The sequence below is a fragment of the Sporocytophaga myxococcoides DSM 11118 genome, from assembly GCF_000426725.1.
GTDB classification, from domain to species: Bacteria; Bacteroidota; Bacteroidia; order Cytophagales; family Cytophagaceae; genus Sporocytophaga; species Sporocytophaga myxococcoides.
Map to the genome: position 1 here is coordinate 265,925 of NZ_AUFX01000011.1, position 25,621 is coordinate 291,545.

Below are 25,621 nucleotides of genomic sequence, written 5' to 3' on the forward strand. Positions count from 1 at the left end.
AGTATCAGTTTTCAGAATCAGGGAGGCCCTGTAACTTACTTTTTACGATCAAAAAGAAGAGATAAGCCATTCCGATTCCAAAAAACATACTAAAAATAAAATATTCCTGCCCGATAAAATTGAGCACTAAAACAATACCACTTAGTTCACCACAAATCCATGCAAGAAAACCAAAGACCATCCATTGCATGGATGATTGCCCTTTTTCTTTTGCCAGTTTACCTATATTCTTCAATAAGAAATACAATACAACTATTTCAATCATTCTGCTATATTTTCTCTATTTCAGGAGAGATTTATTATGATAAATGAGGGAACAAAATTATTCAATAATTTGAATTAACCTTCCTTGTTTTTCTTTTCCTTTCTGATTCTGATTAAAAGTGGGAGAATAAATATTAAAACGATGCCAAGGAGAATTACTTCAAGATAGCTTTTTAAAAATGGGAACGTTTTTCCCAGATAAAAACCAACCAGAATAATTGTATTTACATAAATGGTACAACCAATCGTAGTCATGGTAAAAAAGCGCATGTAAGGCTGATCTATAGCGCCGTTCATTAGTGGATTAACGGTCCTGATAATTGGGAAAAAGCGTCCTATAATAATTGCAACAGGCCCATATTTTCTATAGAATGCTTTGGCTCTGTCTAGGTAACTTTTTTTAAAAATAAAGCTATCTTCTCTGTTAAACAGGTGCCTTCTGGTTTTCATGCCTATTGTATAACCTGTGAGATCTCCGCCAACGGAGACTAATGTCAGGGTAATCATTAAAAGTGGTAAAGGCACATTAAGCACCTCACTTCCGGACAAAAGTCCTGCTGTAAAAAGAAGCGTTTCTCCACCGGGGATCAATATGCCAATGAGCAAACCAGTCTCTAAAAATACGAGTACCAGAAGAATGGCAAATCCACCAAATTCAATAATTGATTCAGGCCCCAAATTCTAAAAATTTAAATGCAATTATCTTCTCGTATTTTAACAATGAAGAGGTCTGTTTAGTTAATATTAAAACTAAGCCAAAACAAAGAAATGGGAACAATAATAAGAACAATTGTCATAATTGCCTTAATTGGTGTATTGATCATTTTCCTTGCTGTGGCCGGTATACTAGATGCAATCTTTTAGAAAACTAAAAGCGTTGCACATCCTTCTTAAACCTGGAAATAATAGATCTCTCCTCTACTGATGTTTCATTAAAAGCTTCAGCAACCCTTTCCATGAAACTTATGCATTTTGATTTCATACTTTGAGTAAAATCAAAATGAAACCTGTTAGCTTCAAGGGTATCTAATGCGTAATTGTACGCATCTTCTAAAGGAATATTAGCCTTTTCCAACTTATTGAACATCTGGTCAATCCATTCAATATCACTATCTCCCAGCTGAAACTCCCTTTGCGCCAGGTTTTTAATCGTTTCTTTTTCCTCTAGTTGAATTGCACCATCAGCCTTTGCAATTGAGTATGCCAGGCTTCCCATAGCTACGTGAATATTTTGTGTCGACATATTTACTTGATTTTGGCCTATTCTATATAAATATAACAATCGATTTCAATCCGGATTTGTTACATTTTTTCTTGAAATTCTACATAAAACTATAACACAAAAAAAATGCCTGAATTTCTTCAGGCACCTTTTAAATTAGTTTTTTTCTAAAATTCCGTTATTTTTTTCCGAGCGCTTGTTTAGCCATTTTATTTTCAGGATCAAGTTCCAATACCTTAGTCCAGTATTCATTGGATTTGGTTTTGTCTTTACTCAGAGAATAGTGATAAGCAAGATATGCATAAGAATCAATAAGTTCTTTTTTATTCTTCTGTACATCTGCCTGTGTTAATTCAATCACTTTTTCATAGTAAGGTTTGGCTTTGCCTTTATCAGGCGTGACGTCTCCTGCATAATTTGCTCTTGCCCTCCATAGGTATCCTGTTGAGGAAGTTGGAATAATTTCAACTATTTTAGCAAAAGCAGAATCAGCTAAAGAATAGTTTTTATCATAGTAATATGCTTTACCCAAATTTAGGTAATCCTGGGCAGTAGGAGCAATTTTGGTAAGTCTGATTGCAAACATCTCTGCCGCCTTGCCATATTGCTTACCTGTAAAATACATCCCTGCAACTTCACTGTATAACTCAATTTTTGAAGTATCCTTTTCAATTGCTTTTTTATAATTGATTATAGCCAGTGAGTCATTTCCTGATTTAGAATAAATTTTACCCATGTACTCATAATCCGTTCCTATAACCAGCTTGTCATTCGTTTTTTTCCAATACTCGTTCATATACTCAAGCCCCTTTGGAACATCGCCTGTTTCATAATAGCTATATCCAAGAAGTCTGTACAAAATTGGATTTGGATAATTATTTTTCTTAAGGTTTTCAAATATTGCCAAGGCATCTTTATAGTTTTCATTCAGGAAAAGAAATGATGCATATCGAAAATCATTGTCAGCATTTTTGTCTGTGTTTTCGACATATACCTTATAGCTGGCAATAGCTTTTTGATATTGTTTGGCGCGGTAGTATAAGTCCCCTATCTGACGATGAAACAATACATAATCCGGATTTTTTTCAAGGCCTTCATTGTAATATTTTAAGCCTTCGTTATAATTTCTTGCCTTGTTGTAAATATTTCCGATTTTAAGATATGCCATAGGGAAGCCAGGTTTGGCATTCAAAGCTTTCTTAAAACTTTCAATTGCTTTGGAACCGTCATTTTTAGCAAGGTATGCATCCCCCATCAAAGAATAGTAATACGGATTTTTATCATCCTTACTTATCGCAGTTTGAAGTAATGAAATGGCTTTATCAGCATTTCTGTATTTAACTGAATTAATATAAAACTCAGCAATACCAGCCTGGACTTTGGGATCTTTGGATTTTGATAAAGCTAAAGCTTTTTCAAAATAGTTTTCACCTGATTTATCATTGTTCTCATAAACTGATTTTCCCAAGGCAACATAGTAAAGAGCATTTTCATTTTTTGCAAGTGCCTGCTCTGCCACTATCTTTGCAGAATCCAGATTTCCTGTTTGATAATAAACATCAGAAAGCTGGAAAGCTATTTCAGGGTTTTTCTGATCCTTTTTACCCAATTCCACCAAAATCTTTTTGGCCTTTTCATACTGCTCTAGTTCTATGCTTTTAGTAGCATCCTGCACAGTCTGAGCATTCATCATCAATGTTTGCATTAATGCAAATCCAACTAAAATACCTTTTCTCATTGCTTGGTAAAATTTTTTATTCGTACTTAAACTCTATATCTCTACCTGGCATCTTTGCCGGTACTATTCCTGTTTTAAGGATTATTTTCTGTCCCCGATCACCTAGAACGAAAGAAGCAAAGCCAGTCCTCAGGCCAGTTCTTGCCCCACTATAGATCAAGTATATGTTTCTTTTCAATGGATACGAGCCGTCAGCAATATTCCCTTGAAAGGGTAATGCAAACTTGTCTCTGTTGTCTTTATATAGACCTGCGACCCTTATTTGTTTGAAATAGTTATTAGAATCTTTGTCATCGGCGTCGCTCAACCAAGATATGCCTATGATTCCCATTGCATTGTTATGACTTTTCACATAATCTATAACTCCAGCAACTGAGTCTGCAGAAAAAATCTCTACATTTTTAATATCCAATCCCAGACTATCTTTAAGGAAAAACAAGTTTCCAGAGTTCCCCTGATCTGCAGCGATTACTATTTTACCCGATGGGAAAGAAGGATTGATTTCCTTCCAGGTTTTTATCTTGCCAGAAAGGATATCAGTGAGCTGATTAATGCTTAATAATGAATCTGGAAAATTTTTATTAAGGACCAAAGCAATTGCGTCTTTAGCCATTACATCTTGAATAACTTTGATTCCTTTCGCCTTAAAAGGAGATAATTCCTTTTCATTTAAAGGCCTACCAACGACTATCATTTCAGTTTGGCCTCTTAGAAAAGAATCAATTGCTGTTCTTTCAGAAGTGAAAGTAATGCCTATTTTAGCATTGGTGTATATACCTTCAAACGTATTTATTTCGGGAAGAAGCGCTGGCTTAAAGGAAGCGTCAGAAAAAATATGGATTTTCCCTCTTGTCGGAGTGTCTTCCGGTGCATCAATATTCTTGTTACTTTTCTCTTTGCAGGAAGATGCCAGACATAGCAAAATAAAAAGCTGATATATCCGAAAATTTAATTGCATTTTATTCTTCACGATCTTTAAAAGCTCTGTATCCCCTGAATCCACCATATAGGATAAGTAATGCTCCCAGACCTATGTTCATCTGAGGACTTAGCAACTGTATTGTTTTATGGTAAACAATGAAGTAAATGCCAATTCCAAAATAGAAAAAGGCCATTAGTAATTTGAAATAAAAAAAAGCGTTCTGCACTACCTTATTGACTTTTAAAATAAAACTATTCTGTTATAAAAAGATAATCCTTAATCAGACCTGAAAAAACAACAATCTGATTAAGGAAATTTTGACAAGATTAATATTTTAATCCGGTAATTTAAAATGGATTGGTAAAACCTTTTTAATCCTCACAGCAACTCCATTTTGTTTTCCAGGAGTCCAAACCATCTTTTTAGTTACACGCTCTGCTTCTTCATCACAGCCATAACCAATACCTCTGATAGCTTTAACATCAGTAACAGTACCATCAGTGTTGATAATAAACTGTACAAATACTTTACCTTCAATACCGTTATTTTGAGCTTTTGTAGGGTATACCACATTTTTTCTGAAAAACTCTTCCATATTCCCCTTAAACTCTGGCATTTCAGGAACGTATAATAGAGGTTCATTAGATACTGGCGCTTCAACTACAGCATTTCCAGTACCATTGCCATCAATAACGGTATTTAAATTTGGATCTCCTTCCTGAGTTTCAGGTCCAGGGTTAACAATCTCTTCATTTTTAGGAGGATCTTTAACTACCTGTTCATCTTTAGTTACTTCAGGCTCAAGGAATTCGGTCATTGCAGCCTTTGGAGGCTCCTCTGCAGGCGGTGGCGGTTCAACAGGAATCTCCTCTTCAGGTTTCTCGTCTTTGACCTCCATCAATTCAAGATCAACCTCTTCGACAATTTCCTCTTTTTCCTCAGGCGCATATTTGTTATAGATAAGAGGAGATACCAATCCCACAAAAAACACTATGGCTGAAATTACTACTGCAGAGGTAACATAACGTCCATACTCCCTTCTTATAATAAAAGCACCGTATTCTTTGTTTCTATTTTCAAAAACAATGTCATTAAGGGTTGCCTGGGAATTTATTTCTGTTTTCTTAACCGAAATCGTTTCCGTTTCTTCCAGGATGCTCATAATTTTTAATTTAGATGTTTATTCCGGATAAACTAACTACCCTGAACTGTTTTGGTTAATTCAATATCCTTCGGAGAGATTTTGCCAATCGCATAGTATTTTACTCCTGTGATGTGTATTTCATCAAGAATATCTACCATGTTTTTGTATTTGGAAGTATCCATCGCCTTTATTATTACTTTAAACTCAGCTATAGACTTGTTTTTCTGTAATAATACTTTTCTTATACCCTGATCAGAAAAATCCGCTGATTCTACTTTAGGATTATTCAGACCCATGAAATAAAAGACTTTGTTTTCTTCTCCCAGCACCAGTGTCATAGTTTCGGACTCCTTGTAATTGGTCTTTGTATTGTCCTCCTTTTTCACTGGCATCTTTACCTCCATAATCTTCGGTTTATTGAAGGTAGTAGTAAGCATAAAGAATGTAATGAGGAGAAATGCAAGGTCCACCATTGGTGTCATATCTATCTTTGTAGAAACCTTCTTACTTCTCTTTTTACCTTTCTTACCACCACCCCCGCCGGTATTTACTTCTGCCATTTTAGGTTAGATTTTATAGTACTAACTGATTTTTTTAAATATATGCTTTGGAGCAACTGACTACTGAGGTTTTGCCTCCATAGTAGTGATCAATTTGATTTTATTGATATTCAATTCCTGAAGAATAGCAATAACTCTTGATACCACCTTGTAGTCTGTCTCTTTATCTCCTTTCACGGCGACTTTCAGCTGTTTGTCAGCTCTTGCAGAATATAGGATCCAGTCTCTTAACTGATTATTGGTAGAGTCAATCGGAATACCAGATTGTTTCTTTTCTGCTTCTTTTGAACTTAACACCTTTTTAAGATCGCTCACTGTTGACCCGAATGAAGACATCAAGATAAATTTCTTCTCTTCCGAAGGTGTAAATGTTATACCATACTTGGAAGAGATGTTTTTTAAAACTTCTCTTTTAGCCTCCTGACCGTCCATACCATAGAATACTCTTCCTTCTTTACCGATAGAAATCGTCAGGATATTGGCATCCGGAAGAATGGTTTCAGAAATTGAAGATGGCATATCGACAGCGATAGGCTCTTCTGGCTTGAACTTGGTTGTGAGCATGAAAAAGGTCAACAGCAGGAAGGCCATGTCACACATGGCTGTCATGTCCAGTGAAATGCTTTTTCTTGGAATTTTTACTTTTGGCATGATTATCCTGCTTTTTGATTACTTAGTACTTGCTGAAAATGATTGAGTGATGCTGAATCCTATTTCGTCAATGTTATAGGTTAGATCATCAATTTTGCTTGTAAAGAAGTTGTAAGCAATGATCGCTAAAGCTGAAGTAGCAATACCCAGTGCAGTATTAATAAGAGCTTCAGAGATCCCGTTTGCAAGAGCAACTGCGTCTGGAGAACCAGCAGTAGCAAGAGCTGCGAACGCTTTAATCATACCGATTACAGTACCTAGAAGACCTGTAAGAGTTGCAACTGATGCAAGTGTTGCTATAATTGTAAGGTTTTTCTCTAGCATTGGAAGCTCTAAAGATGTAGCTTCTTCCAGCTCCTTCTGGATTGCTACAAGTTTCTGCTCTTTGTTGAGGCCAGTTTCTCTAGATAAGCCTTCATATTTATAAAGAACCGACTTAACAACGTTTCCTACAGAACCTTTTTGCTTATCGCACTCTTCGATAGCAGCTCTGATATCATTTGAAGAAAGAAGACTTTTTACTCTTCTGATGAAAGAGTTAACAGATCCACTTCCTGATGCTTTTGCAATTGTAATAATTCTTTCAACCGAAAACACAAGAACCATTAAAAGGAAAGACATAAGTATTGGTACAATCAAACCACCTTTGTAAACTACACCAAGATAGTTTCCTTCTTTGGGATGGTTATTGATATTGTCGCCCTGAAAGTTAGACGGATCGCCCAATACATTGTAATAAAGAATGAAACTGAAAAGAATTGCCAATACGATGGCTACCACAGCGAACCAGGAATTAAATTTTCCCGTAGAAGAAGTTTGATTTTCCATTTTGTTTTTAAATGACTATTGAACTCTGTTATAAATCTGTTTACAAAATTATACTATACCTATAATAAAGATACCTATTAAATGTTAAGAAATTGTTAAAATAATTTATAATCAATCTAAATAACTACCAAACAATTACTCTATTACCTTATAGAGATAATAGACAAATATACTTCCTTTTCAATTAAAAAAAAATTTGAGTCTATTTTTATGCTAAATTCATAACAATATTTTCAAACATTTATTTTTTGATAACACCAAAACCTTCAAATTTATTGCATGAAAAATATAACAATTATCGGGTCGGGTACAATGGGCAACGGAATAGCTCACGTTTTTGCTCAATTCGATTATGAAGTAAGCCTTTGTGATGTATCTGCCGGTGCACTCGAAGCCGGATTGAAAAACATTCAGCAAAATATTGACCGCCAAATTAAAAAAGAATTAATAAAACCCGAGCAGAAATCTGAAATTCTATCAAAAATAAAAACTTTTACTTTATTAAATGATGGAGTAAAAAATGCGGATTTGGTTATTGAAGCTGCCACAGAGAACCAAGACGTTAAATTAAATATTTTTCGTGAATTGGATTCTATAGCCCCTCCATCTTGCATTTTAGCCACAAATACATCTTCCATTTCCATTACCAAAATTGCCGCAGTAACTAAACGACCTGACAAAGTAATCGGGATGCATTTTATGAATCCTGTACCTGTCATGAAACTTGTGGAAGTGATTAATGGGTATTCAACTTCAAAATTGACAACCCAAACAATAATGGAAATTTCCGGGAAGTTGGAAAAAATACCTGTTGAAGTTAACGATTATCCCGGATTTGTGGCAAACAGAATCCTTATGCCAATGATCAATGAATCCATATTTAGCCTTTTTGAAGGAGTTGCGGGAGTTACTGAAATTGATACAGTCATGAAACTTGGAATGGCTCATCCCATGGGTCCATTGCAATTGGCTGATTTTATCGGTCTTGATGTTTGCCTGGCAATTCTGAGAGTACTTCACGAAGGACTGGGAAATCCTAAATATGCTCCATGTCCTCTTTTGGTAAATATGGTTGAAGCCGGTCATAAAGGTGTTAAGTCAGGGATAGGATTTTATGATTATAATAAGAGTGGAAAAGATAAATTGATTCCAGCTGAAAGATTTTTATAAATGTACACTATAGTTATATAGTGTATTTTTATAAATCATTACTTTTTGACTTGCTTATTAAGTTACCAATGAGCAATGCAACAAAGAGCTCCTAGGGTATCTATTTTTTTGATTAAAATAGAAGCATTAGGCAATGGATTTGATATCATTTATCAATGATTGATACTATAATAGATCAATTCAGAATAGCCGGAAAAACCTCCCTTTATAAAATAACCATATAATAAGGATTGATCAAAATGATCAGGTCATATAAACTGGTAAAAGCAAGGGCAATCATTAAATTAAACAATCGTTTATATATCTAAACCTTAAAAACTGTCGGTTTGGAAGTGTAGACTACCATCATTTTATAATCACCTGCAATCTGTCAGTTTTTTATCGGGGCGGATAGAAATTTTCCTACAATCAAGATCACGAACAAGTTTCCCAAAAGGATTCTACGATTCTCAAATTTCTAATTAGCCTACCAGGATGATCATAAATTGAATCTTGTCCTCCAAGGATACTCAGACTATAATAAATACATTCAGTATAACTTTCCAGACCTATGTTCAAGGGTAACCCATGTATCCAGGTTTGATAATATTAAATCAGATCATATACACTAGCAAAAGAAATTGCAATCATTAAGTAAACAGATGCAACACCCAGAGCCTATCCTTTGAAGCTTATCCTCCTTAAAAAGATCCAATATTCCGAAAAAAAATAACTATTACTTCAACAAGAAATAATACAAAATCAACAATAAACAACAATGGCCTTTGATAGCACTCATCTGATATTTAAAAAAAATGGCTTTACAACCTGGAGTAAAACCACAATTCTGAAATCTTAATTTTTTTCTGAAATGTTTATCTTAACCCTTAGGGCTGACAAATAATCATTCATATGAATCTTACAATTTAAAACACAAACAATTCATTTAAAAACACTTAACATATAAATATTAAAGTAAGAATTTAATATATTTTCCAAAAAAAGACCCTGAAATTTCATAAGAAACTTCAGGGCCCTAATTTCAATGTTAAAGTTTTTAAACTGCTACATCATTTTCTCTTAAAGCATCGTTCAGTGATGTTTTAAGATCGGTACTTGGTTTTCTTTTCCCAATAATCAATGCACATGGAACCTGGAAATCACCAGCAGGGAATTTTTTGGTATAAGATCCTGGAATAACTACAGATCTTTCCGGAACAAATCCTTTATACTCAACTGGTTTATCGCCCGTTACATCTATAACTTTAGAACTTCCTGTAAGACAAACATTTGCACCTATTACAGCTTCTTTTCCAACACGAACACCTTCAACAATAATACATCTTGATCCAATAAATGCACCGTCCTCAATGATTACGGGAGCAGCCTGTACAGGTTCTAAAACACCACCTATACCAACTCCACCGCTCAAGTGTACATTTTTTCCAATCTGAGCACAGCTCCCTACAGTTGCCCATGTATCAACCATTGTTCCTTCGTCTACATAAGCACCGATATTTACATAAGAAGGCATCATAATTACCCCTCTTGCCAGAAACGCTCCGTATCTTGCAACAGCGTGAGGGACAACTCTTACACCTAATTTATCATATCCTTTTTTAAGCTCCATTTTATCATGGAATTCCAGAGGACCGACTTCTGTAACCTTCATTTTCTGAATCGGAAAATAAAGAATTACTGCTTTTTTAATCCACTCATTTACCTGCCATCCGCTTTCAGTAGGCTCAGCAACTCTTCTGATACCTTTATCCAACTCTTCAACAATGGTTCTGATTGCAATTTGCACTTCCTGCTCATTCAAAATACTTCTGTCATTCCAGGCTCTTTCAATAATCTCTTTCATTTATAAAATGTATTAAAATATAAAAGTATTAATTTTAGTGTCAATGAGTAAAACAGCCAAAATACTTCTGGCTTCGGTGCTCAAACCGGTAAATGAGACCCGAATGTACGAAAAATTTGCAAAATCATTACTTAAACTCAATGATGTGGAAATTCATATTGCCGGATTTTCGCCTACCCAAAATTTTATTCCTGAAAGTCAAATATTCTTTCATACCTTATTTTCAGCTTCCAGATTACATGTTTCCAGGTTAAGTGTTCAGATAAAATTATTGAGACTTTTACTTAAAGTAAAACCTCAAGTGACAATCATTACCACCCATGAAATTCTGTTAGTTAGTATATTATATAAAATAATTTATGGTACAACTTTAATCTATGATGTTCAGGAAAACTATTACCGAAATATTCGGTTCACTCCAACATTTCCACCATTAGTTCGAAATATTATTGCCAGCGGAGTTCGGCTTTTGGAAATTCTGACAAGACCTTTTATTGATTTTTATTTTTTGGCGGAGAGAAATTATGAATCGGAGTTTTCTTTTACCAGAAACAAAAGCTGTGTTGTTGAAAATAAATTTAAAAATGAGGGAATTACACCTGTCATTAAACAAGAAATTAAGCTTAATCCTAAGAATAGTCTCCGATTCTTGTATTCAGGAACAATTGCTGAGGTCTATGGAATATTCAAAACAATTGAACTTGTAAAAAAACTACATGAAATAAATTCAAATATCACTTTAACTGTAATAGGATATTCTCCTAAAAATGAAATACTTAAAAAAATAAAAATAGAAATTAAAGACTATCCTTTCATCAATCTTATCGGAGGTGATTCACCTGTTGCCCACTCAGAAATATTAAATGAAATTCAAAATTCAGATATAGGAATCCTCAGCTATCTTCCGAATAAAAGTACTGAAAATTGTATCCCGACCAAATTATATGAATACCTTTCATTTTATCTTCCAATGATTATCCCTCCAAATCCTATTTGGACCTCAATTACAGGCTCTTATAATGCTGCCACCACCTATGACTTCAATAAATCAAATCCTGAAGACCTTTTAGAGAAATTAAGCAAACACGTTTTTTACACTTCAAAACCTCAAAATACAACCTGGAACTCTGAAGAAATCAAATTGCTTCAAGTCATTAAGAATAAACTAAACACCTAACAATCAAAACACTAAAATATATCTAAACTTTTTTTTAGACAAACCTAAATTTTTATATATTTGTATTACATTTAGTTTGAATCATGCTGAGTTATACAGAAGAGAACTACTTAAAAGCCATCTACCACCTTTCAGAGGATGGCAAAATTGACGTATCCACCAATGCCATTTCTGATGCTTTAAACACCAAGCCAGCTTCTGTCAGTGACATGTTAAAAAAACTTTCCCAAAAAGAAGTCATTAACTATATCAAGTATCAAGGAGTTTCATTAACTCAAAGCGGCAAAATGATTGCTCTTCAGATAATCCGAAAACACAGGCTTTGGGAAGTTTTCCTGGTTGAAAAGTTAAAGTTTAACTGGGATGAGGTGCATGAAATTGCTGAACAACTTGAACATATCCAATCTAACTTACTGATAGAAAGGCTAGATGAGTTTCTAGGATTTCCTCCATTTGATCCTCATGGCGATCCAATTCCAAACGAACGCGGAGAAATGAAAGCTAAGAAACATGCTCCCTTGTCAGAAACTGACTTACATAATCAGGGAAAGGTTATAGGCTTGAAAGAGACCTCCCCTTTATTTCTCCAATATCTTGATAAAGCTGGAATTTATATCGGGGCAAGAATTAAGGTGATGGATAAAATTGAATTCGACGGTTCTCTAGAAATTCTGATTGATAATAAAAAAACAATACTTGTATCCAGCGAAGTTGCTAAAAATATTCTCATTGCCGAATCATGAAAAAATACAAATTTATTTTATTCGCAATACTTTTAATTACCTTTTCAGGATCCATTTTTTCCTGTACCGAAAAAGCTTCCGAAAAAAAGAAAAAGTTGTTAATTGTAACGACTACTGGTATGATAGCAGATGCAGTAAAAAACATTGCTGATACCTCTGCTGACATAGTTGCGCTCATGGGACCAGGAGTTGATCCTCACCTATATAAAGCGACCCATGGAGATCTTGAGAAGCTTTCAGAAGCTGATATCATCTTTTATAACGGATTGCATCTGGAGGGAAAAATGGCTGAAATTCTGGAAAAGTTAGCCAAAAGCAAACCTGTAATTCCGGTTTCCAACGGTATACCTCATAACCTGTTAATGACTGCTCCTCAGTTTGCCGATGCTTTTGATCCGCATATTTGGTTTGATGTACACCTTTGGACAAAATCTGTCGCGGAAATTTATAACAGCCTTGCTAAAATCAGCAATTCTAAAAAAGATTTCTATGAGCTTAATGCTGCAAGGTATATAAATCAACTTGACTCCTTAGATCAGTGGGTAAAAAATGAAATCCAATCTATCCCTCAGGAAAGAAGGGTTTTGATCACTGCTCATGATGCTTTCGGATATTTCGGCAAGGCATATTCAATTGAGGTGAAAGGCTTACAGGGAATTTCCACCTCCTCTGATTTTGGCTTGAATGATATAACAGGACTCGTAAATTTCATTGTTGCGAGAAAAATTAAAGCTGTATTTGTAGAGTCTTCTGTGTCTCCCAAAGCTATAGAAGCAGTAGTAAAAGGAGTAAAAGAAAAAGGACATGAAATTTCAATTGGAGGTACATTATTCAGTGACGCTATGGGTGCACAGGGCACCTTTGAAGGCACATATATTGGAATGGTTACCAGTAATGTTCAAAAGATCACTTCAGCCCTAAAATAAAACCATATATATCAAACACTTATGATTATTCAGGTTCCAAACCCAATATTAGAAGTTCACGATCTTACAGTGGCATATCATAGGAAACCAGTTTTATGGGGTATAGACTTAACCCTGCCTGCAGGCTCACTTACTGGGATAATTGGACCTAATGGTGCGGGTAAATCTACACTAATTAAAGCAATCATGGGACTAATTCCACTTAGCAGTGGCTTTGTGAAATTATTTGGTAAAGACCTTAATGAGGTGAGACAAAAAGTGAGTTATGTACCACAAAGAGAATCTGTTGATTGGGACTTCCCTGCTTCGGCATTGGATGTAGTGTTAATGGGGAGATACAGTCAGATCGGATTATTTAAGAGACCAAGAAAAGCCGATAAGGAAGTGGCGATGGAGTGTCTAAGAAAAGTAGGTCTTGAAAATTTTGCAAACCGACAGATTTCACAACTTTCAGGAGGTCAGCAACAAAGGGTATTTCTCGCCAGAGCTCTGGCTCAGGATGCTGATATTTATTTTATGGACGAGCCATTTGCGGGAGTTGATGCTGCTACAGAAGCTGCGATCATTGAGATTCTCAGAAACATGACAATTTCAGGTAAAACAGTTGTGGTTGTTCATCACGATCTACAATCCGCCGTCACTTATTTTAACTGGGTCTTATTATTAAACATGCGCTTAGTAGCTTCTGGACCTACCGAAAAAGTATTTACTCAGGACCTTCTTCAGGAAACTTACGGGGGAAAATTGACTGTACTAGCCAAAGTGGGCGATTTGCTGGAGAAACAGCAATTCCCTTCCCGCGAGGATAAAGCTTAAAGGGGAAAGCTTAAGGCTGAAAGTTAAAAAAGCTGTCCATAAGAGAGAAAATTTAGAACATTATATAACTGCTGATAAATATTAAATAAACGAAATGACTTTAAGCTTTCTGCTTTTAGATTTCAGCTTCACAACCATATGAAATTCTTTGAATTCTTCTCATTCACCGACCCGAATATAAGATATGTTGTAGTAGGTTCTATACTTATGACCGTCTGCTCAGCAGTGGTGGGATGTTTTACTTTTCTGAGAAAAAGAGCTTTGATCGGGGATGCTGTAGCTCACTCTGTATTGCCGGGAGTTTGCCTCTCTTTTTTATTAACAGGAGAAAAAAATCCATTTGTACTTCTAATAGGTGCTTTTATTACTGGGGGATTTAGCATATTTCTGGTGGAATTTATTACTTCCAAAACTAAACTTAAAGAAGATAGTGCAATTGGTATAGTTCTTTCTGTTTTTTTTGGAATAGGGATTTTGCTATTGACTGCTATTCAACATGGTGGAAATGCGAATCAAAGCGGATTAGACAGTTTTTTATTTGGAAAAGCAGCATCCATTCTGCCTGAAGATCTCTATAGTTTTGGACTTGTAGGTATCACTCTATTAATAGGTGTATTTTTCTTTTTCAAGGAATTTACCCTCATTTCATTTGATAGAAATTTTGCAGAAGCAATTGGATTGCCAGTTAAAGTATTGGAATTTATCCTCACATCCATTACTGTGCTGGCTGTCGTAACTGGCATTCAGGCTGTGGGTGTAGTTTTAATGGCAGCTATGCTCATTACGCCGGCTGCTGCAGCAAGATACTGGACTCATAACCTCAGCATCATGATGTTGGTGGCAGCAATTATGGGTGCTTTTTCCGGAATTTTCGGAGCTTACATTTCCTACCTTGCTCCTTCCATGCCAACGGGTCCCTGGATCGTAATGGTAATTTCAATGATTGCAATTATATCCTTTACTTTCGCTCCTGTCAAAGGCGTTTTTGCAAGGATGCGCAAGCAGATAAAAAACCAGAAACAAATCACAGACGAAAATATTCTGAAGCTCTTCTTTCAGATGGGGGAAAAAGATCAGGACTTCTTTACAGCAAGATCTATTACTTGCCTGCTTGAGCGCAGATCTATGCGAAAAGATCTTTTGAAAAAAGGGCTTTCCAGATTAACTGATCAGGGCTTTCTTTCTAAAACTAAAGATAATTGGAAATTTACCGAAGCTGGTAAAGTAAAAGGTCAACGGGTTGCAAGATTGCATAGGCTCTGGGAATTATACCTCACACAATACCTTCAGCTTGCTCCTGACCATGTACATGATGATGCAGAAACGATTGAACACATCATAACTCCAGAGCTTGAAGCAAAAATTCTGGAACAGCTAAAATATCCAAAAGTAGATCCTCATGATACGAAAATTCCATATAAAGAATTTTAAAGTTTATTGGGGTTCATTGAGATTATATAATTAAAAGTAAAAATCAAGCAGCAGAAAACATGTCTTCATTTTGGATAATACTTACAGGGGCCTTAGTTGCAGTAACCTGTAGCCTTTTGGGTTGCTACCTGATATTAAGAAGAATGGCCATGGTAGGTGATGCCATTTCTCATGCCGTACTTCCTGGAATTGTTCTTGCATTCCTGATATCCGGCTCCAGACAGACTATACCAATGCTCATAGGCGCAGGCTTGCTAGGCATTCTCACCACTTTTCTTATTGAATTTCTTCACAAAAAAGCCAGACTGCAAGAAGATGCTTCGATTGGTGTAACCTTTACCTGGCTGTTTGCTTTAGGAGTAATTCTGATCTCTGTTTTTGCCAATAAAGTTGATATTGATCAGGAATGTGTTTTATACGGAGAAATAGCCTATGTACCTTTAGATGTATGGATTACAGACAATGGATTAAACCTTGGCCCTCAGGCAGTCTGGGTCATGGGAAGCATTCTTATACTTGTATTAATTATGATTTTAACTTCATATAAAGAATTGCTCGTCACCACATTCGATTCTTCCTATGCAGCAGCTATCGGTTATAGTACTGCTTTTTGGCATTACCTCCTTATGAGCATGGTTTCCCTGGCAACGGTAGCCAGCTTTGAATCAGTAGGAGCAATTCTGGTTGTAGCTTTTTTGATTGTTCCGGCAGCCACCGCTTACCTTCTTACTGACCGTTTTGAATTAATGCTAATTTTGGCTGCAGTATTCGGTATTATTAGTTCAATTTCAGGTTATGTTTTAGCCTCTCAGATTGACGGATCAATAGCAGGTGCAATGGCTACAATGACAGGTTTAATATTTGCCATTGCCTTTATATTTTCACCAAGGTATGGACTAATGAGAAAAAAACAGCGACTGGACAAAATTGGAATGATCATTGATGAAAGTAAAGTTTAGAATTTTCAATAATCTTATTGATAATTTGTACAAACAGGATTTCAGAAAGTTTACGAAAACTAAATCCTTAATATTTCGGTTACCTTTAGAGTTTTTTCTAAATATATTCAGATGAAAAAAGTATTGATAATTTCTGCACTTTCCATTAGTGCATTTCTTTCAGGATTCACTATTCTACATAAATCATCCGGTAATACAACCAACATTTCGCCAAAGTATCCAAATAAGAATGAGGAAGTTAAATGGCTTAGCTATGATGAGGCAGTTAAACTGAATGCTAAAAAACCAAAGAAAATATTTATAGATGTTTATACTGACTGGTGCGGATGGTGCAAAAAAATGGATAAAGCAACGCTAAGCGATCCCAAAATTGCCGGTTATCTGAATAAAAAATATTATGCTGTAAAACTGAATGCAGAAAGCAGCAAAATGATAAAATACAAAGGAAAAGATATTTCAGAAAGAGACCTTGCCAGAAGTATCTTTAATGCAACCGGTTATCCTACGACAGTATATCTTGACAGCAATGAAAACCTCCTTTCTCCTGTTCCGGGCTATTTGGATGTTGATATTTTGGATAAAATTTTACATTATTACGGAGAGGAACATTATAAGACTAAAACCTGGGAGCAATTTCAGCAATCTTATAGTCCCGATGCCAACTAACCCCTTTTAAGTGGAACCCCATAGTACTAACATAGAAAGTGAAGACACAATTGCCGCTCTTGCCACCGCTTCAGGTGTAGGTGCCATTGCGGTAATCAGGATATCTGGTAAAGAAGCCATTCCTGTAACACAAAAGATATTTAAAGGTAAAGATTTAACAACTGCTGCATCTCACACTATTCATTTCGGAACCATACGGGATGGAGAGAAAATTTTAGATGAAGTAGTTGTTTCTCTTTTTAAAGGTCCTAACTCCTTTACCAGAGAAGATGTCATTGAAATTTCCTGCCACGGTTCGGAGTATATCGTAAAACAACTCCTTCAACTGCTAATCCGAAAAGGTGTAAGACTTGCCAAACCCGGAGAATTTACCAAAAGAGCATTCTTAAACGGTCGTTTCGACCTGGCTCAGGCAGAAGCGATTGCAGATCTTATATATTCTGAAACAGAAGCTGCTCACCAAGCTGCTATGAATCAGATGAGAGGTGGTTTTTCGCTTGAAATAAAAAAACTAAGAGAACAACTAATCAACTTTGCATCCCTTATAGAGCTGGAACTTGACTTCAGTGAAGAAGATGTAGAGTTTGCCGACAGGTCTCAATTAAAAAATCTTATTTATGAGATTAAAAGAGTAATTGATCATCTGATCAGCTCTTTTGATGTCGGTAATGTTATCAAAAACGGTGTACCAACTGTCATTGCAGGTAAACCCAATGCGGGAAAATCTACTCTTCTCAATGTATTGCTCAATGAAGAAAGAGCAATAGTTTCTGAAATACCAGGCACTACCCGTGACTTTATTGAAGATGAAATGGTTCTGGAAGGAATTCGTTTCCGCTTTATTGACACAGCAGGACTGAGGGATTCCTCTGACAAAATTGAATCTATCGGTATTGAACGGACCAAGCAAAAGATGAAGCAAGCGAGCCTCATCATTTACATGTTTGATGTTAATTCAACTTCTGAAAAAGAGCTTAAAGAAAATCTTCTCGAATTAAAAAGCTATAATATCCCTCTCGTAGTGGTTGGTAACAAGATTGACAAGGATAAGTCCAACATTATTGAATTCAGAAATTTTGATGGCATCATCTTTATTTCTGCTGCTATGAAGGTGGGCATTGAAGAACTGAAAGCAAACCTTGTGGAAATGGTAAACTTTGCCAACTTTAAAACAGGTAATGTCATTGTCACCAATGTTCGCCACTATGAAAGTCTTGTAAAGTCCAGGGATTCATTAAAAGCAGCTCTGGAAGCACTGGATGATGGCATCTCTGGTGAGCTGCTTGCTCAGGATATCCGAAGCTCCTTAATATACCTTGGCGAGATAACAGGGGAAATAACGACTGATGACTTACTCGGGAATATTTTCAGTAAGTTCTGTATCGGAAAGTAATATGTAGATATATCTAATAAAAAGACCAGCTTCTGATAGCTGGTCTTTTTATTTCTTTCAGTGCGTTTCAATATCTAAGGATCTATAGTTTAACTATAATTAAACATCCCTCCTATAGAGCTTCATCATCCTTATCACTCAGCTTACCTTTAGGCTTAACCTCCTTAAATAAACCTCCCTTGGGATCCAGATAACCTTTATTGGAAATAGGTGTCAGTAATAATAAAACAAGAAAATTTACAATACAAAGAATAAGAGAGATCTCTGCTCTACCGAATCCTATACACATACCGATAGCAGCTGTATTCCAGATACTGGCTGAAGTCACAATCCCCTGAACATCCCCCTTTTCTTTTATAATCATTCCTCCCCCAATAAAGCCAAGCCCACTGAGCATCCCCTGCATCGTACTTCCAAGTATTGAAGGATCTCCGTTGCTAAGACTTACTCCTTTGGCCAATATTACAAAGCCGCAACTTGCCATAGATACTATGGGAAATGTACGAAGTCCTATACTATTTACGCCCTTCCCTCTTTCCCATCCAATTGGTATTCCTAAAATCAAAGCAATAAATATCAGTAATAGTGAATGGCCAAAGGTCTTTAAACTAAAGCCAACAAATTGAATAGGTTCATCAATAAATTCCATAGGTGTTTTATTTTGTTATGGCCAAGCGTAATCTACCAACTTCAAAAGATAATCCAATTGATCTGTCCCCAGTTGAATTTATAGTAATATCAATACTTGTGTTTATGACAAATGTTCATATCTCTGTACTGGAAATCCTATTTTATTCTTTTTAATTTATCCCTTACTTCTATTAATGCAGGCTTTGCTAAAACTTGTCTCTTAGATTCAAGCCTTAATCAACTATGAAAAAGAACATGTGCACAATATTGCACCATAAATGCAATTATCCCTCCCAATCACTCGTATAAGCAACAACCTTACGACCATTATTTAATTCCGGATTAATAATGAATACTTCTATCTCAATCCCATCACCGAATATTGTCCTAATTCCTTTTGAAATTTCACTCTTCAGATCTTCATTACTCCATCCTTTAAAAGTCAGCTTAAAGTCTTTTGACTGATGCATTTTAAAGCCTGCCAGAGGCAGCTCTGCCATGGACCTTGAGATTTCAATATTATTAACTCTGTTACCATCTTTAGTATAAAACAATACAGGGTTTCTTGCTTCCAAATCAATCAAATATGGAATACCATCTTCAATTTCCAGTGAACAGAAGTCTCCTGTACGATACCGTATTAAAGGAAGAAACGGATTATTGCCACCAGTAATAACAAGCTCTCCCCTTTCACCATAAGGCAAGAGAACATCATTGTGCTCATCAAATATTTCAAGATACAGATCATGACGAATAGCCCTATGCCTGTCTTTATCTGCAAATGCAACCATTCTGCATTCAGTTAGTGAATAGATGTCCAATACAGGGCATTTAAAGTAATCTTCCAATCTTTTGCGTGTACCTTCTGTAAGCTTCATAGCTGAAGAAACGATGGCTTTGGGTTTTAGGCAGGGTTTTAATTCAAGCAAATCAATGAAAGCAAAGGGATCCCCCGTAAGGACCTGAGGATTATATTTCTCAAGATATTGACTTCTATGAACAGGCGACTTCCAGTCTGCTGGATTAAGATTAATTTTCAATACACCTGCCCCATCCATATAAGTGGATAAAGAAGCATAAGTAAGTGTTGCGCTTTGGGAACATATCAATGCTACTGCAACTTTATCTGACCCATAATCTAGTTTAATATCGTAAAGATCAAGAATGGATTGCAACTGAAGAAGCCAGCAAGCCTGAGAAACCGGATCAAATACCACATCCATTGCAGCGCCTGTGGTTCCGGAAGTTTGATACACCAACAAATCCTCGATACTTGCGTCATCAGATACAAACTCCCAGGGGGTGGCGCTTATATGACTTCTATTAATAGTAGGTTGATCAAGAAAGTGTTTCTTCCTGTTTCTGTAAAAATCTACAGTGTGTCTGCACCACGAAGTATACGTTTCGATCCAGTCAGGTAAAATTCCCTTTTCCCAAAATATCTTATTGACTCGAATATTCTCAGCATATTGACGGACACGCTCAAGATGATCATGAGATAGTCTGTCACCGCTGCTGAAATTAAACAAGGGAGCTAGCTCGTCCTGTCTAAGCTTATTCAGAAATGACAGATCACTGATTAAAGGAAATCGTTCCTTATCACTTAGGCCTACAACCGGCTTTTTATTCTCTGCCATAAACATTTGCTGCTTCTCTGGCTTTTGCCTCTTCCATTTTTCTTCTGATCTCTATTATCCTCTCAAATGCTTTATTGGATTTTTTTAGAACCTGATTTCTTTTAATCGTATCCAATGCATCAAGCCTTTCATGAGCTTCTTCCTTCGTTTCTCCATCAGGAATCAGTTTGCATCTTTTTAAAGCAATGCGAACAAATTCTTCAGTTCTGTCCTCATCCTCCAGCCATTGACGGTATGGCACAAATGGACTTACTTCAGATAAATCCTGAAATAAAAAAAGAGAAAATTTATCCGTAAGTTTTTTTTCCCCTTTAAACGTATCAAAAGAAAAAAGCCAACAAGCGATATGAACAGACTGGAGATAACTGTCATCAAGGCCCTCTAATGAAATTACTGGAGGAAGCTCTGAATCAGAAACATTAAAACTTCCATATAAATTTCTGAAAGTATCTTTTATAAGAATTTCTGTAAGGCTCATGTCTCCAGGCATTGCATTGACCTTTTGCAAATACTCCTCCGGACATTTCTTTAAATGATTCACTAATGAATATACATCCATTGTTAACTGCGCTTTTTAAAGTGGTAATGATCCTGTGAAAACTCAGCAGCAAAAGCCAACAACTCCTGTTCATTTGTAACATAATATATATGCCAACCCATATTCATTAATCTCTTCACCTCTTCCTGTCTCCATTGTCTATTGGAGTGAAGTACAAGCGTACCAACACCTCCGGCATTTTTTAGCGCCCTTTCAATAATCGACCAATTACTTTCCCACTCACTAGTATCCTTCGCATCTTTTGTTGCATCGAGCATACTAAAGATATCATCATCTGTAACAATTACTATATGAGATTTCTTTTGCACTGGTTTGTCAAAAGGAGTTTTCAAACGAGGAATACCAAAAGAATACCCTGTTCCAAGATAAGAAGTAAGTAAAGTTAAAACCTCTTTATCAGAAGAGCTAAATCCTTTGGTCTCCATAAAACTGCCGGGTTCTCCTGAAAGACAACCCATAACTTTAGCACCTGCCCTTAGAGCAGATAACCCTATTACGATAGCTGCAAGAACAGGCCAAGAAAAGCGTACTCTGGGATTGCCCATAGATCCGGAACAATCAATTCCTATATATACATCTAATGGGATTTTAGTTTCATTATCATCTTTATCTTCACCATAAATCCTCTTTACAGTATTGAATCCTGGAAAAATTTCAGGAGCAGAAATTGCGGTTTCAATCCAGTCAATTTCATCTAAAGAGTCTCCGACATTCCAGCTTTCAGTGCCTTCAGGTAGAGAAAGCGATATGGGAGTTGAGTTTTCCGTTGGAAAGTCTACCAAATGCGGTAATGCTATTTCACGGTAATAATTATTGATGAGCTCTTGTTCTTGAGCATTCGGGTTAATCTGTTTTAAAAGGTCAATATATCTTCCCGGATTCATGTACCTTTGCCTGGGTCCCTCGCCTCCACTATCATTCTTACCTGGTAAACGACCACCTGCAAGGCCTTTACCATTTTCCCCTGTAGCTTCAGTTCTGGGATCTATAACACCGGCAATTTCTTCAGGATCAATTCCTGTAAGGCCTGACAATGCTCCTCCACCCATTCCTGCCTGTTCAGCATCCAGCACCAGAACAAATGATTGTCTTCCTTTCTGATACTCCTTATCTTCCATAAGATAAGGATACATAAGTGCAGCATAACGTCCAGCTCCGTCAAGCCATTGACGGGAATAACTTCTGATGAGTGACGATGCCAAAGAAGCATCGGCATCCAATGCAGGAGTTAATAGATTTGCAGACTTCGCCAGTGTTCCTTTTTTCAATTTCCAGAGGTATTCGTATGTGCGCATGTAAAATGTCCATACTTTTGAAGTTTCCTCTTCTTTATTAATCTGCTTGTAAACCCCCTCCATATCCAGTCCCTTTGTTCTTTGCAGACTATCATTAATCAGAAGATCTGCATAAAGATTTGCAACAAATGGTGTTCTATCTTCAATGCCAGCAAGTGCCCATCTTATCCTTGATAGCAAACCAGCATTGTCTCGCAGATTGGCAGGAGTAAAAAAATGATGACCAATTTCATGGGCAAGAATTTCCATTGCAAAATCATACACTCCCTCTTCCACAATTTTTTGCAAATCAATAACAATCCTGTGGTCTGTTAACCTGATCATTGCAAAACTACCTGTAAGGCCCTCCGCTGCTGCCAGATCGGATGTAAGACACCATTCGGGTTCACGAAGTTTCACATAAGGATTCCATAGTTGTTTTGCCTTAGGCCAAACAGCTTTCCATTGGTCTAAGATTATCTCTGCTGCTAGTTGTTCACTCATGCTGACCAGCCATAAACATATAAATAATGAGAACTTCTTCTTGTTATTACAAGTGTTGAATTACGGATCACACAGGACGTAATGTCTTCAAAAGGGACTATGGATTCTCCATGTTCTTTTTTAAAAGAAGCAAATGAAGACACATCTGCTTTCTGAAATATAATTTCAGGCAATACGGGAATCTCGGGTAATAATACCTGGCCAAACTGGTCTGCAAAAAATGCACAAGTCACTTTACCATCAGTCACTAAAATTTCATTTTCTATAAGAGCGACCACAGGTGAAGAGAGAAAATAACCTCCATTACCTAAAAATCCACCCGACTCTCCCGCGAATGTGATTTTTTTATAATCTGGCCACTCATATTTTAAAGCATTTTTAAGACTTATGTCTTTAGAAAAAACATCCTCCTGAAACTTCGGCAAAAAGGATAATTCATTGATAACTCTACTCCTAAGATGTGCCATTCCTGCTCCCCATGCATAAACTCTTCCAAGAGTTAACATTTCATCAAACGTATCACAATTACCTATTACCTTATCCATGCGGGAAATCCATAACAATACTTTATCAGGCTGAAAAAACCTGATTGCTTCTATACCGCTATCAATTGCCCTGACAGATCTTGAAGGGTTTGTAACCACTATTGAAGGAATTCTTTTTAACAGCTTCCATGCAGCCATATATTCTTCTTCAAATATTACCCCTGTTTTATTTCCGAGAATTCGCAACAACTCTGAGAAGAACGCTTTGAAAACTACTGGTATTCTTTCTGGAAATAAGGCATCTATTTCAATAATAACAGGTTCTATTACCTTCAACATCCAGGAAGAAATTATTTTGCTATCAAGCGGTCCAAAATGCAATTCATGTGCTCTGCAAAGCAAGTTATAGGAATCTTGATTTTCCCTTAAATATTGTACGAGCGGCGCATACTTTATTTTTTCCATTGCAGCCAGCGTCTGTAATTGGTATATCTTTGATGAAGATATTTAAGCTTAAGAATATCATCAAGTCTGTATCCATAAAGCTTTTTCTCCTGAGCCCACTTGTTCAGCTGTTTTTCAATCTCCAACAGCCTTTTATCGATCTCTTTCATGGAAACATTTTCGAGCCCTTTTTTAAACTCAGCATCCATTGTCTCTACAGGATCATCTTTATCCAGATTCTGACTCATAAATTCTTCACAGGATAAATCAAATACTTTTCTCAACCAGACAATACGGTCTACCCTGTAGCTTTCATTTCCAGGCTGATCAAAGAATGGTGATTCAAGATGCGGAACTAATGTATCATGAAGGATAAAAGGAAGAATCTGTCTTACGTCTTCCAGTTCTACCTGACTGTTACCCCTGAAATAAGCCATTGCTTTAGCATATATGATTAATGTCATGATCTTGCGGACAGACATACCATTGATAGTCTGAGAGCCGAGGTCCTTCACATGATCTTTACCGGTTTCCCGTCTGAACAAATTTTTAAAATCAAGGCCGGAAAGCTTTGCAGTGTCTTTGGTCATATATTCCAGCTTATCAGATGCTGCTTCAAAAAACTCAAACTGTCTGCAGAAAAATTCAATGCGCTTTCTAACCGCGACAGGTAAAGTCACATTTCTGATCTGATCATTGATAGTATCCATCTCCTCTTCTGTGAAGATTATCTCTTCAGGAATCATTGCTTCAGGTTTGTAGTTCAGTTCAATCCTTCTCTGAAGGTCATCAATAAACCTGGTATTAAAATGAAGAGCACGGATTACAATATCTATTCTGTCTTTAAGCGCTTCAATAACCTGATAGGTTCCACCTCCTGCATCATCGTTGGCAGTGAGGTACCACGCTGAAGGAGGGCATTCAAATATCTGATCAAAGATCTCTGCATAGTTATCTGATAAAACTGTAAGCAAAGCGGACTGTGTTCTTGTAGGAATACGGTTATATTCATCAATGATTTTAATCCTCATACCAAGCCATTTTCTCCATGCAATTCTGATATCAGAAGTTTTCTCAGCCTTTACCATATCAGCAGGTAAAGGATGACCAAGTAAATCTGAGATGGTCATTTGTGGCTGCCCATGTTGAATAGCTCTTAGAACATCAGTCTTGGAATACCCCGCCAACAGTCCCATAAGTATAGATGTTGCAGTCTTACCTCTGCCAGGTCCGCCGACTACAAGACACTTTCCACGAACTGCAAGAGTAAGCAATGGGACAAGAACAAAGCTTGAATAACTTTGACCATTTGGCAAAACTACCTCAACTTTACTATCTCCGAAAACGATTCTTTTAGAGTTTCCATCTTCATATTCAATATCATAAAATGGGCTTATAATAGCTGAATTTGTAATCCAGAAATAAGCCTGACGTAATTTTTCATCCAGACCACTCTTCCCGTTTTCAAGGGAAGTCTTTTCTTCCCCCTCATACAAATCTCTGATTTCAAATTTATTATTCCCCTCCGACTCCTGCGGATTTGTTGGTGCAGAAGGTACTTTTTGAAAAAGTCCAAATGATTTTTTTATAAAATCGCTCATATGTTAAAACTGTTTCAGCTATTGCTGTATAAAT

General features: G+C 36.4%; 26 protein-coding genes. 9 read left to right on the forward strand and 17 right to left on the reverse strand.

What is annotated here, in order from left to right; translation table 11 throughout:
* Window positions 1–4: 4 nt before the first annotated feature.
* The 10 genes from K350_RS0115115 to K350_RS0115160 form a co-directional block, all read right to left on the reverse strand.
* Window positions 5–265 carry a hypothetical protein gene (locus K350_RS0115115; protein ID WP_028980628.1) on the reverse strand — a complete coding sequence of 87 codons (261 nt, stop codon included), beginning with the start codon at window positions 263–265 and terminating at the stop codon, window positions 5–7.
* 74 nt (window positions 266–339) lie between these two features.
* Complete coding sequence (locus K350_RS29000; protein ID WP_037575782.1) at window positions 340–942, reverse strand: DedA family protein; 603 nt, start codon at window positions 940–942, stop codon at window positions 340–342.
* 190 nt (window positions 943–1,132) lie between these two features.
* Window positions 1,133–1,507, reverse strand: a complete 375-nt coding sequence (locus K350_RS0115125; RefSeq protein WP_028980629.1) for a TerB family tellurite resistance protein — start codon at window positions 1,505–1,507, stop codon at window positions 1,133–1,135.
* A gap of 157 nt (window positions 1,508–1,664) precedes the next feature.
* Complete coding sequence (locus K350_RS0115130) at window positions 1,665–3,224, reverse strand: tetratricopeptide repeat protein (protein WP_028980630.1); 1,560 nt, start codon at window positions 3,222–3,224, stop codon at window positions 1,665–1,667.
* Window positions 3,225–3,240: 16 nt separating this feature from the next.
* The gene (locus K350_RS0115135; protein ID WP_028980631.1) at window positions 3,241–4,182 is read right to left on the reverse strand and encodes a PstS family phosphate ABC transporter substrate-binding protein; all 942 of its coding nucleotides are present in this window, start codon (window positions 4,180–4,182) and stop codon (window positions 3,241–3,243) included.
* Window position 4,183: 1 nt separating this feature from the next.
* Entirely contained in the window at window positions 4,184–4,339 is a 156-nt protein-coding gene (locus K350_RS32540; RefSeq protein ID WP_162144182.1) for a hypothetical protein, read from the reverse strand.
* Window positions 4,340–4,480: 141 nt separating this feature from the next.
* Window positions 4,481–5,308 (reverse strand): energy transducer TonB, encoded by an 828-nt coding sequence (locus K350_RS0115145; protein WP_051313178.1) that lies wholly within the window; start codon window positions 5,306–5,308, stop codon window positions 4,481–4,483.
* Between the two features lie 32 nt (window positions 5,309–5,340).
* Window positions 5,341–5,850, reverse strand: a complete 510-nt coding sequence (locus K350_RS0115150; protein WP_028980634.1) for an ExbD/TolR family protein — start codon at window positions 5,848–5,850, stop codon at window positions 5,341–5,343.
* A 60-nt stretch (window positions 5,851–5,910) separates the two neighbouring features.
* Window positions 5,911–6,501 carry an ExbD/TolR family protein gene (locus tag K350_RS0115155; protein ID WP_028980635.1) on the reverse strand — a complete coding sequence of 197 codons (591 nt, stop codon included), beginning with the start codon at window positions 6,499–6,501 and terminating at the stop codon, window positions 5,911–5,913.
* An 18-nt stretch (window positions 6,502–6,519) separates the two neighbouring features.
* Window positions 6,520–7,329, reverse strand: coding sequence for a MotA/TolQ/ExbB proton channel family protein (locus K350_RS0115160; protein WP_028980636.1), 810 nt, complete (start codon window positions 7,327–7,329; stop codon window positions 6,520–6,522).
* A 279-nt stretch (window positions 7,330–7,608) separates the two neighbouring features.
* Between K350_RS0115160 and K350_RS0115165 the strand changes: the two genes are divergently transcribed.
* Window positions 7,609–8,499 (forward strand): 3-hydroxyacyl-CoA dehydrogenase family protein, encoded by an 891-nt coding sequence (locus tag K350_RS0115165; protein WP_028980637.1) that lies wholly within the window; start codon window positions 7,609–7,611, stop codon window positions 8,497–8,499.
* A 1,036-nt stretch (window positions 8,500–9,535) separates the two neighbouring features.
* Here the strand turns inward: K350_RS0115165 and K350_RS0115170 are convergent.
* Complete coding sequence (locus K350_RS0115170) at window positions 9,536–10,342, reverse strand: 2,3,4,5-tetrahydropyridine-2,6-dicarboxylate N-succinyltransferase (RefSeq protein ID WP_028980638.1); 807 nt, start codon at window positions 10,340–10,342, stop codon at window positions 9,536–9,538.
* A 43-nt stretch (window positions 10,343–10,385) separates the two neighbouring features.
* On the opposite strand from K350_RS0115170, the gene K350_RS0115175 reads away from it, so the two are divergent.
* From K350_RS0115175 to mnmE, 8 genes are all read left to right on the forward strand, one after another.
* Window positions 10,386–11,519 (forward strand): glycosyltransferase, encoded by a 1,134-nt coding sequence (locus tag K350_RS0115175; RefSeq protein ID WP_028980639.1) that lies wholly within the window; start codon window positions 10,386–10,388, stop codon window positions 11,517–11,519.
* A gap of 83 nt (window positions 11,520–11,602) precedes the next feature.
* Window positions 11,603–12,262: a metal-dependent transcriptional regulator gene (locus tag K350_RS0115180; RefSeq protein ID WP_028980640.1), complete on the forward strand. Its 660-nt coding sequence runs from the start codon at window positions 11,603–11,605 to the stop codon at window positions 12,260–12,262.
* Window positions 12,259–13,188 (forward strand): metal ABC transporter solute-binding protein, Zn/Mn family, encoded by a 930-nt coding sequence (locus K350_RS0115185; protein WP_028980641.1) that lies wholly within the window; start codon window positions 12,259–12,261, stop codon window positions 13,186–13,188. Before K350_RS0115180 ends, K350_RS0115185 begins: the two co-directional genes overlap by 4 nt.
* A gap of 21 nt (window positions 13,189–13,209) precedes the next feature.
* Window positions 13,210–14,004 (forward strand): metal ABC transporter ATP-binding protein, encoded by a 795-nt coding sequence (locus K350_RS0115190; protein WP_028980642.1) that lies wholly within the window; start codon window positions 13,210–13,212, stop codon window positions 14,002–14,004.
* Between the two features lie 138 nt (window positions 14,005–14,142).
* Entirely contained in the window at window positions 14,143–15,435 is a 1,293-nt protein-coding gene (locus K350_RS0115195) for a metal ABC transporter permease (protein WP_028980643.1), read from the forward strand.
* Window positions 15,436–15,494: 59 nt separating this feature from the next.
* Window positions 15,495–16,394 (forward strand): metal ABC transporter permease, encoded by a 900-nt coding sequence (locus tag K350_RS0115200; protein WP_028980644.1) that lies wholly within the window; start codon window positions 15,495–15,497, stop codon window positions 16,392–16,394.
* Window positions 16,395–16,505: 111 nt separating this feature from the next.
* Window positions 16,506–17,060 carry a thioredoxin family protein gene (locus tag K350_RS29005; protein ID WP_081671022.1) on the forward strand — a complete coding sequence of 185 codons (555 nt, stop codon included), beginning with the start codon at window positions 16,506–16,508 and terminating at the stop codon, window positions 17,058–17,060.
* Window positions 17,061–17,070: 10 nt separating this feature from the next.
* A complete protein-coding gene (gene mnmE / locus K350_RS0115210) occupies window positions 17,071–18,453 on the forward strand; it encodes a tRNA uridine-5-carboxymethylaminomethyl(34) synthesis GTPase MnmE (protein ID WP_028980645.1) in 1,383 nt (460 codons plus the stop codon).
* Window positions 18,454–18,565: 112 nt separating this feature from the next.
* Here the strand turns inward: mnmE and K350_RS29010 are convergent, their stop codons facing one another.
* The 6 genes from K350_RS29010 to K350_RS0115240 form a co-directional block, all read right to left on the reverse strand.
* A complete protein-coding gene (locus K350_RS29010) occupies window positions 18,566–19,102 on the reverse strand; it encodes an MgtC/SapB family protein (protein ID WP_051313179.1) in 537 nt (178 codons plus the stop codon).
* Window positions 19,103–19,367: 265 nt separating this feature from the next.
* Window positions 19,368–20,720, reverse strand: coding sequence for an AMP-binding protein (locus tag K350_RS0115220; RefSeq protein WP_028980646.1), 1,353 nt, complete (start codon window positions 20,718–20,720; stop codon window positions 19,368–19,370).
* The gene (locus K350_RS31330; RefSeq protein ID WP_051313180.1) at window positions 20,707–21,279 is read right to left on the reverse strand and encodes a hypothetical protein; all 573 of its coding nucleotides are present in this window, start codon (window positions 21,277–21,279) and stop codon (window positions 20,707–20,709) included. Before K350_RS31330 ends, K350_RS0115220 begins: the two co-directional genes overlap by 14 nt.
* A gap of 2 nt (window positions 21,280–21,281) precedes the next feature.
* Complete coding sequence (locus K350_RS0115230) at window positions 21,282–23,057, reverse strand: DUF58 domain-containing protein (RefSeq protein ID WP_037575785.1); 1,776 nt, start codon at window positions 23,055–23,057, stop codon at window positions 21,282–21,284.
* Complete coding sequence (locus tag K350_RS0115235; RefSeq protein WP_028980648.1) at window positions 23,054–24,007, reverse strand: hypothetical protein; 954 nt, start codon at window positions 24,005–24,007, stop codon at window positions 23,054–23,056. The genes K350_RS0115230 and K350_RS0115235 overlap by 4 nt, the downstream gene beginning before the upstream one ends.
* Window positions 23,995–25,587 (reverse strand): MoxR family ATPase, encoded by a 1,593-nt coding sequence (locus tag K350_RS0115240; RefSeq protein ID WP_037575787.1) that lies wholly within the window; start codon window positions 25,585–25,587, stop codon window positions 23,995–23,997. Before K350_RS0115240 ends, K350_RS0115235 begins: the two co-directional genes overlap by 13 nt.
* Window positions 25,588–25,621: the final 34 nt, after the last annotated feature.

Coding starts and splice junctions, on each gene's coding strand:
- K350_RS0115165 (WP_028980637.1), top strand. CDS start 7,609: ATGAAAAATATAACAATTATCGGGTCGGGTACAATGGGCAACGGAATA.
- K350_RS0115115 (WP_028980628.1), bottom strand. CDS start 265: ATGATTGAAATAGTTGTATTGTATTTCTTATTGAAGAATATAGGTAAA.
- K350_RS0115220 (WP_028980646.1), bottom strand. CDS start 20,720: ATGGCAGAGAATAAAAAGCCGGTTGTAGGCCTAAGTGATAAGGAACGA.
- K350_RS0115180 (WP_028980640.1), top strand. CDS start 11,603: ATGCTGAGTTATACAGAAGAGAACTACTTAAAAGCCATCTACCACCTT.
- K350_RS0115190 (WP_028980642.1), top strand. CDS start 13,210: ATGATTATTCAGGTTCCAAACCCAATATTAGAAGTTCACGATCTTACA.
- K350_RS29010 (WP_051313179.1), bottom strand. CDS start 19,102: ATGGAATTTATTGATGAACCTATTCAATTTGTTGGCTTTAGTTTAAAG.
- K350_RS32540 (WP_162144182.1), bottom strand. CDS start 4,339: ATGGCCTTTTTCTATTTTGGAATTGGCATTTACTTCATTGTTTACCAT.
- K350_RS0115195 (WP_028980643.1), top strand. CDS start 14,143: ATGAAATTCTTTGAATTCTTCTCATTCACCGACCCGAATATAAGATAT.
- K350_RS0115135 (WP_028980631.1), bottom strand. CDS start 4,182: ATGCAATTAAATTTTCGGATATATCAGCTTTTTATTTTGCTATGTCTG.
- K350_RS0115185 (WP_028980641.1), top strand. CDS start 12,259: ATGAAAAAATACAAATTTATTTTATTCGCAATACTTTTAATTACCTTT.
- K350_RS0115175 (WP_028980639.1), top strand. CDS start 10,386: ATGAGTAAAACAGCCAAAATACTTCTGGCTTCGGTGCTCAAACCGGTA.
- K350_RS0115200 (WP_028980644.1), top strand. CDS start 15,495: ATGTCTTCATTTTGGATAATACTTACAGGGGCCTTAGTTGCAGTAACC.
- K350_RS0115145 (WP_051313178.1), bottom strand. CDS start 5,308: ATGAGCATCCTGGAAGAAACGGAAACGATTTCGGTTAAGAAAACAGAA.
- K350_RS29005 (WP_081671022.1), top strand. CDS start 16,506: ATGAAAAAAGTATTGATAATTTCTGCACTTTCCATTAGTGCATTTCTT.
- K350_RS0115240 (WP_037575787.1), bottom strand. CDS start 25,587: ATGAGCGATTTTATAAAAAAATCATTTGGACTTTTTCAAAAAGTACCT.
- K350_RS0115125 (WP_028980629.1), bottom strand. CDS start 1,507: ATGTCGACACAAAATATTCACGTAGCTATGGGAAGCCTGGCATACTCA.
- K350_RS0115150 (WP_028980634.1), bottom strand. CDS start 5,850: ATGGCAGAAGTAAATACCGGCGGGGGTGGTGGTAAGAAAGGTAAAAAG.
- K350_RS0115130 (WP_028980630.1), bottom strand. CDS start 3,224: ATGAGAAAAGGTATTTTAGTTGGATTTGCATTAATGCAAACATTGATG.
- K350_RS0115170 (WP_028980638.1), bottom strand. CDS start 10,342: ATGAAAGAGATTATTGAAAGAGCCTGGAATGACAGAAGTATTTTGAAT.
- K350_RS0115155 (WP_028980635.1), bottom strand. CDS start 6,501: ATGCCAAAAGTAAAAATTCCAAGAAAAAGCATTTCACTGGACATGACA.
- K350_RS0115230 (WP_037575785.1), bottom strand. CDS start 23,057: ATGAGTGAACAACTAGCAGCAGAGATAATCTTAGACCAATGGAAAGCT.
- K350_RS0115235 (WP_028980648.1), bottom strand. CDS start 24,007: ATGGAAAAAATAAAGTATGCGCCGCTCGTACAATATTTAAGGGAAAAT.
- K350_RS0115160 (WP_028980636.1), bottom strand. CDS start 7,329: ATGGAAAATCAAACTTCTTCTACGGGAAAATTTAATTCCTGGTTCGCT.
- K350_RS31330 (WP_051313180.1), bottom strand. CDS start 21,279: ATGGATGTATATTCATTAGTGAATCATTTAAAGAAATGTCCGGAGGAG.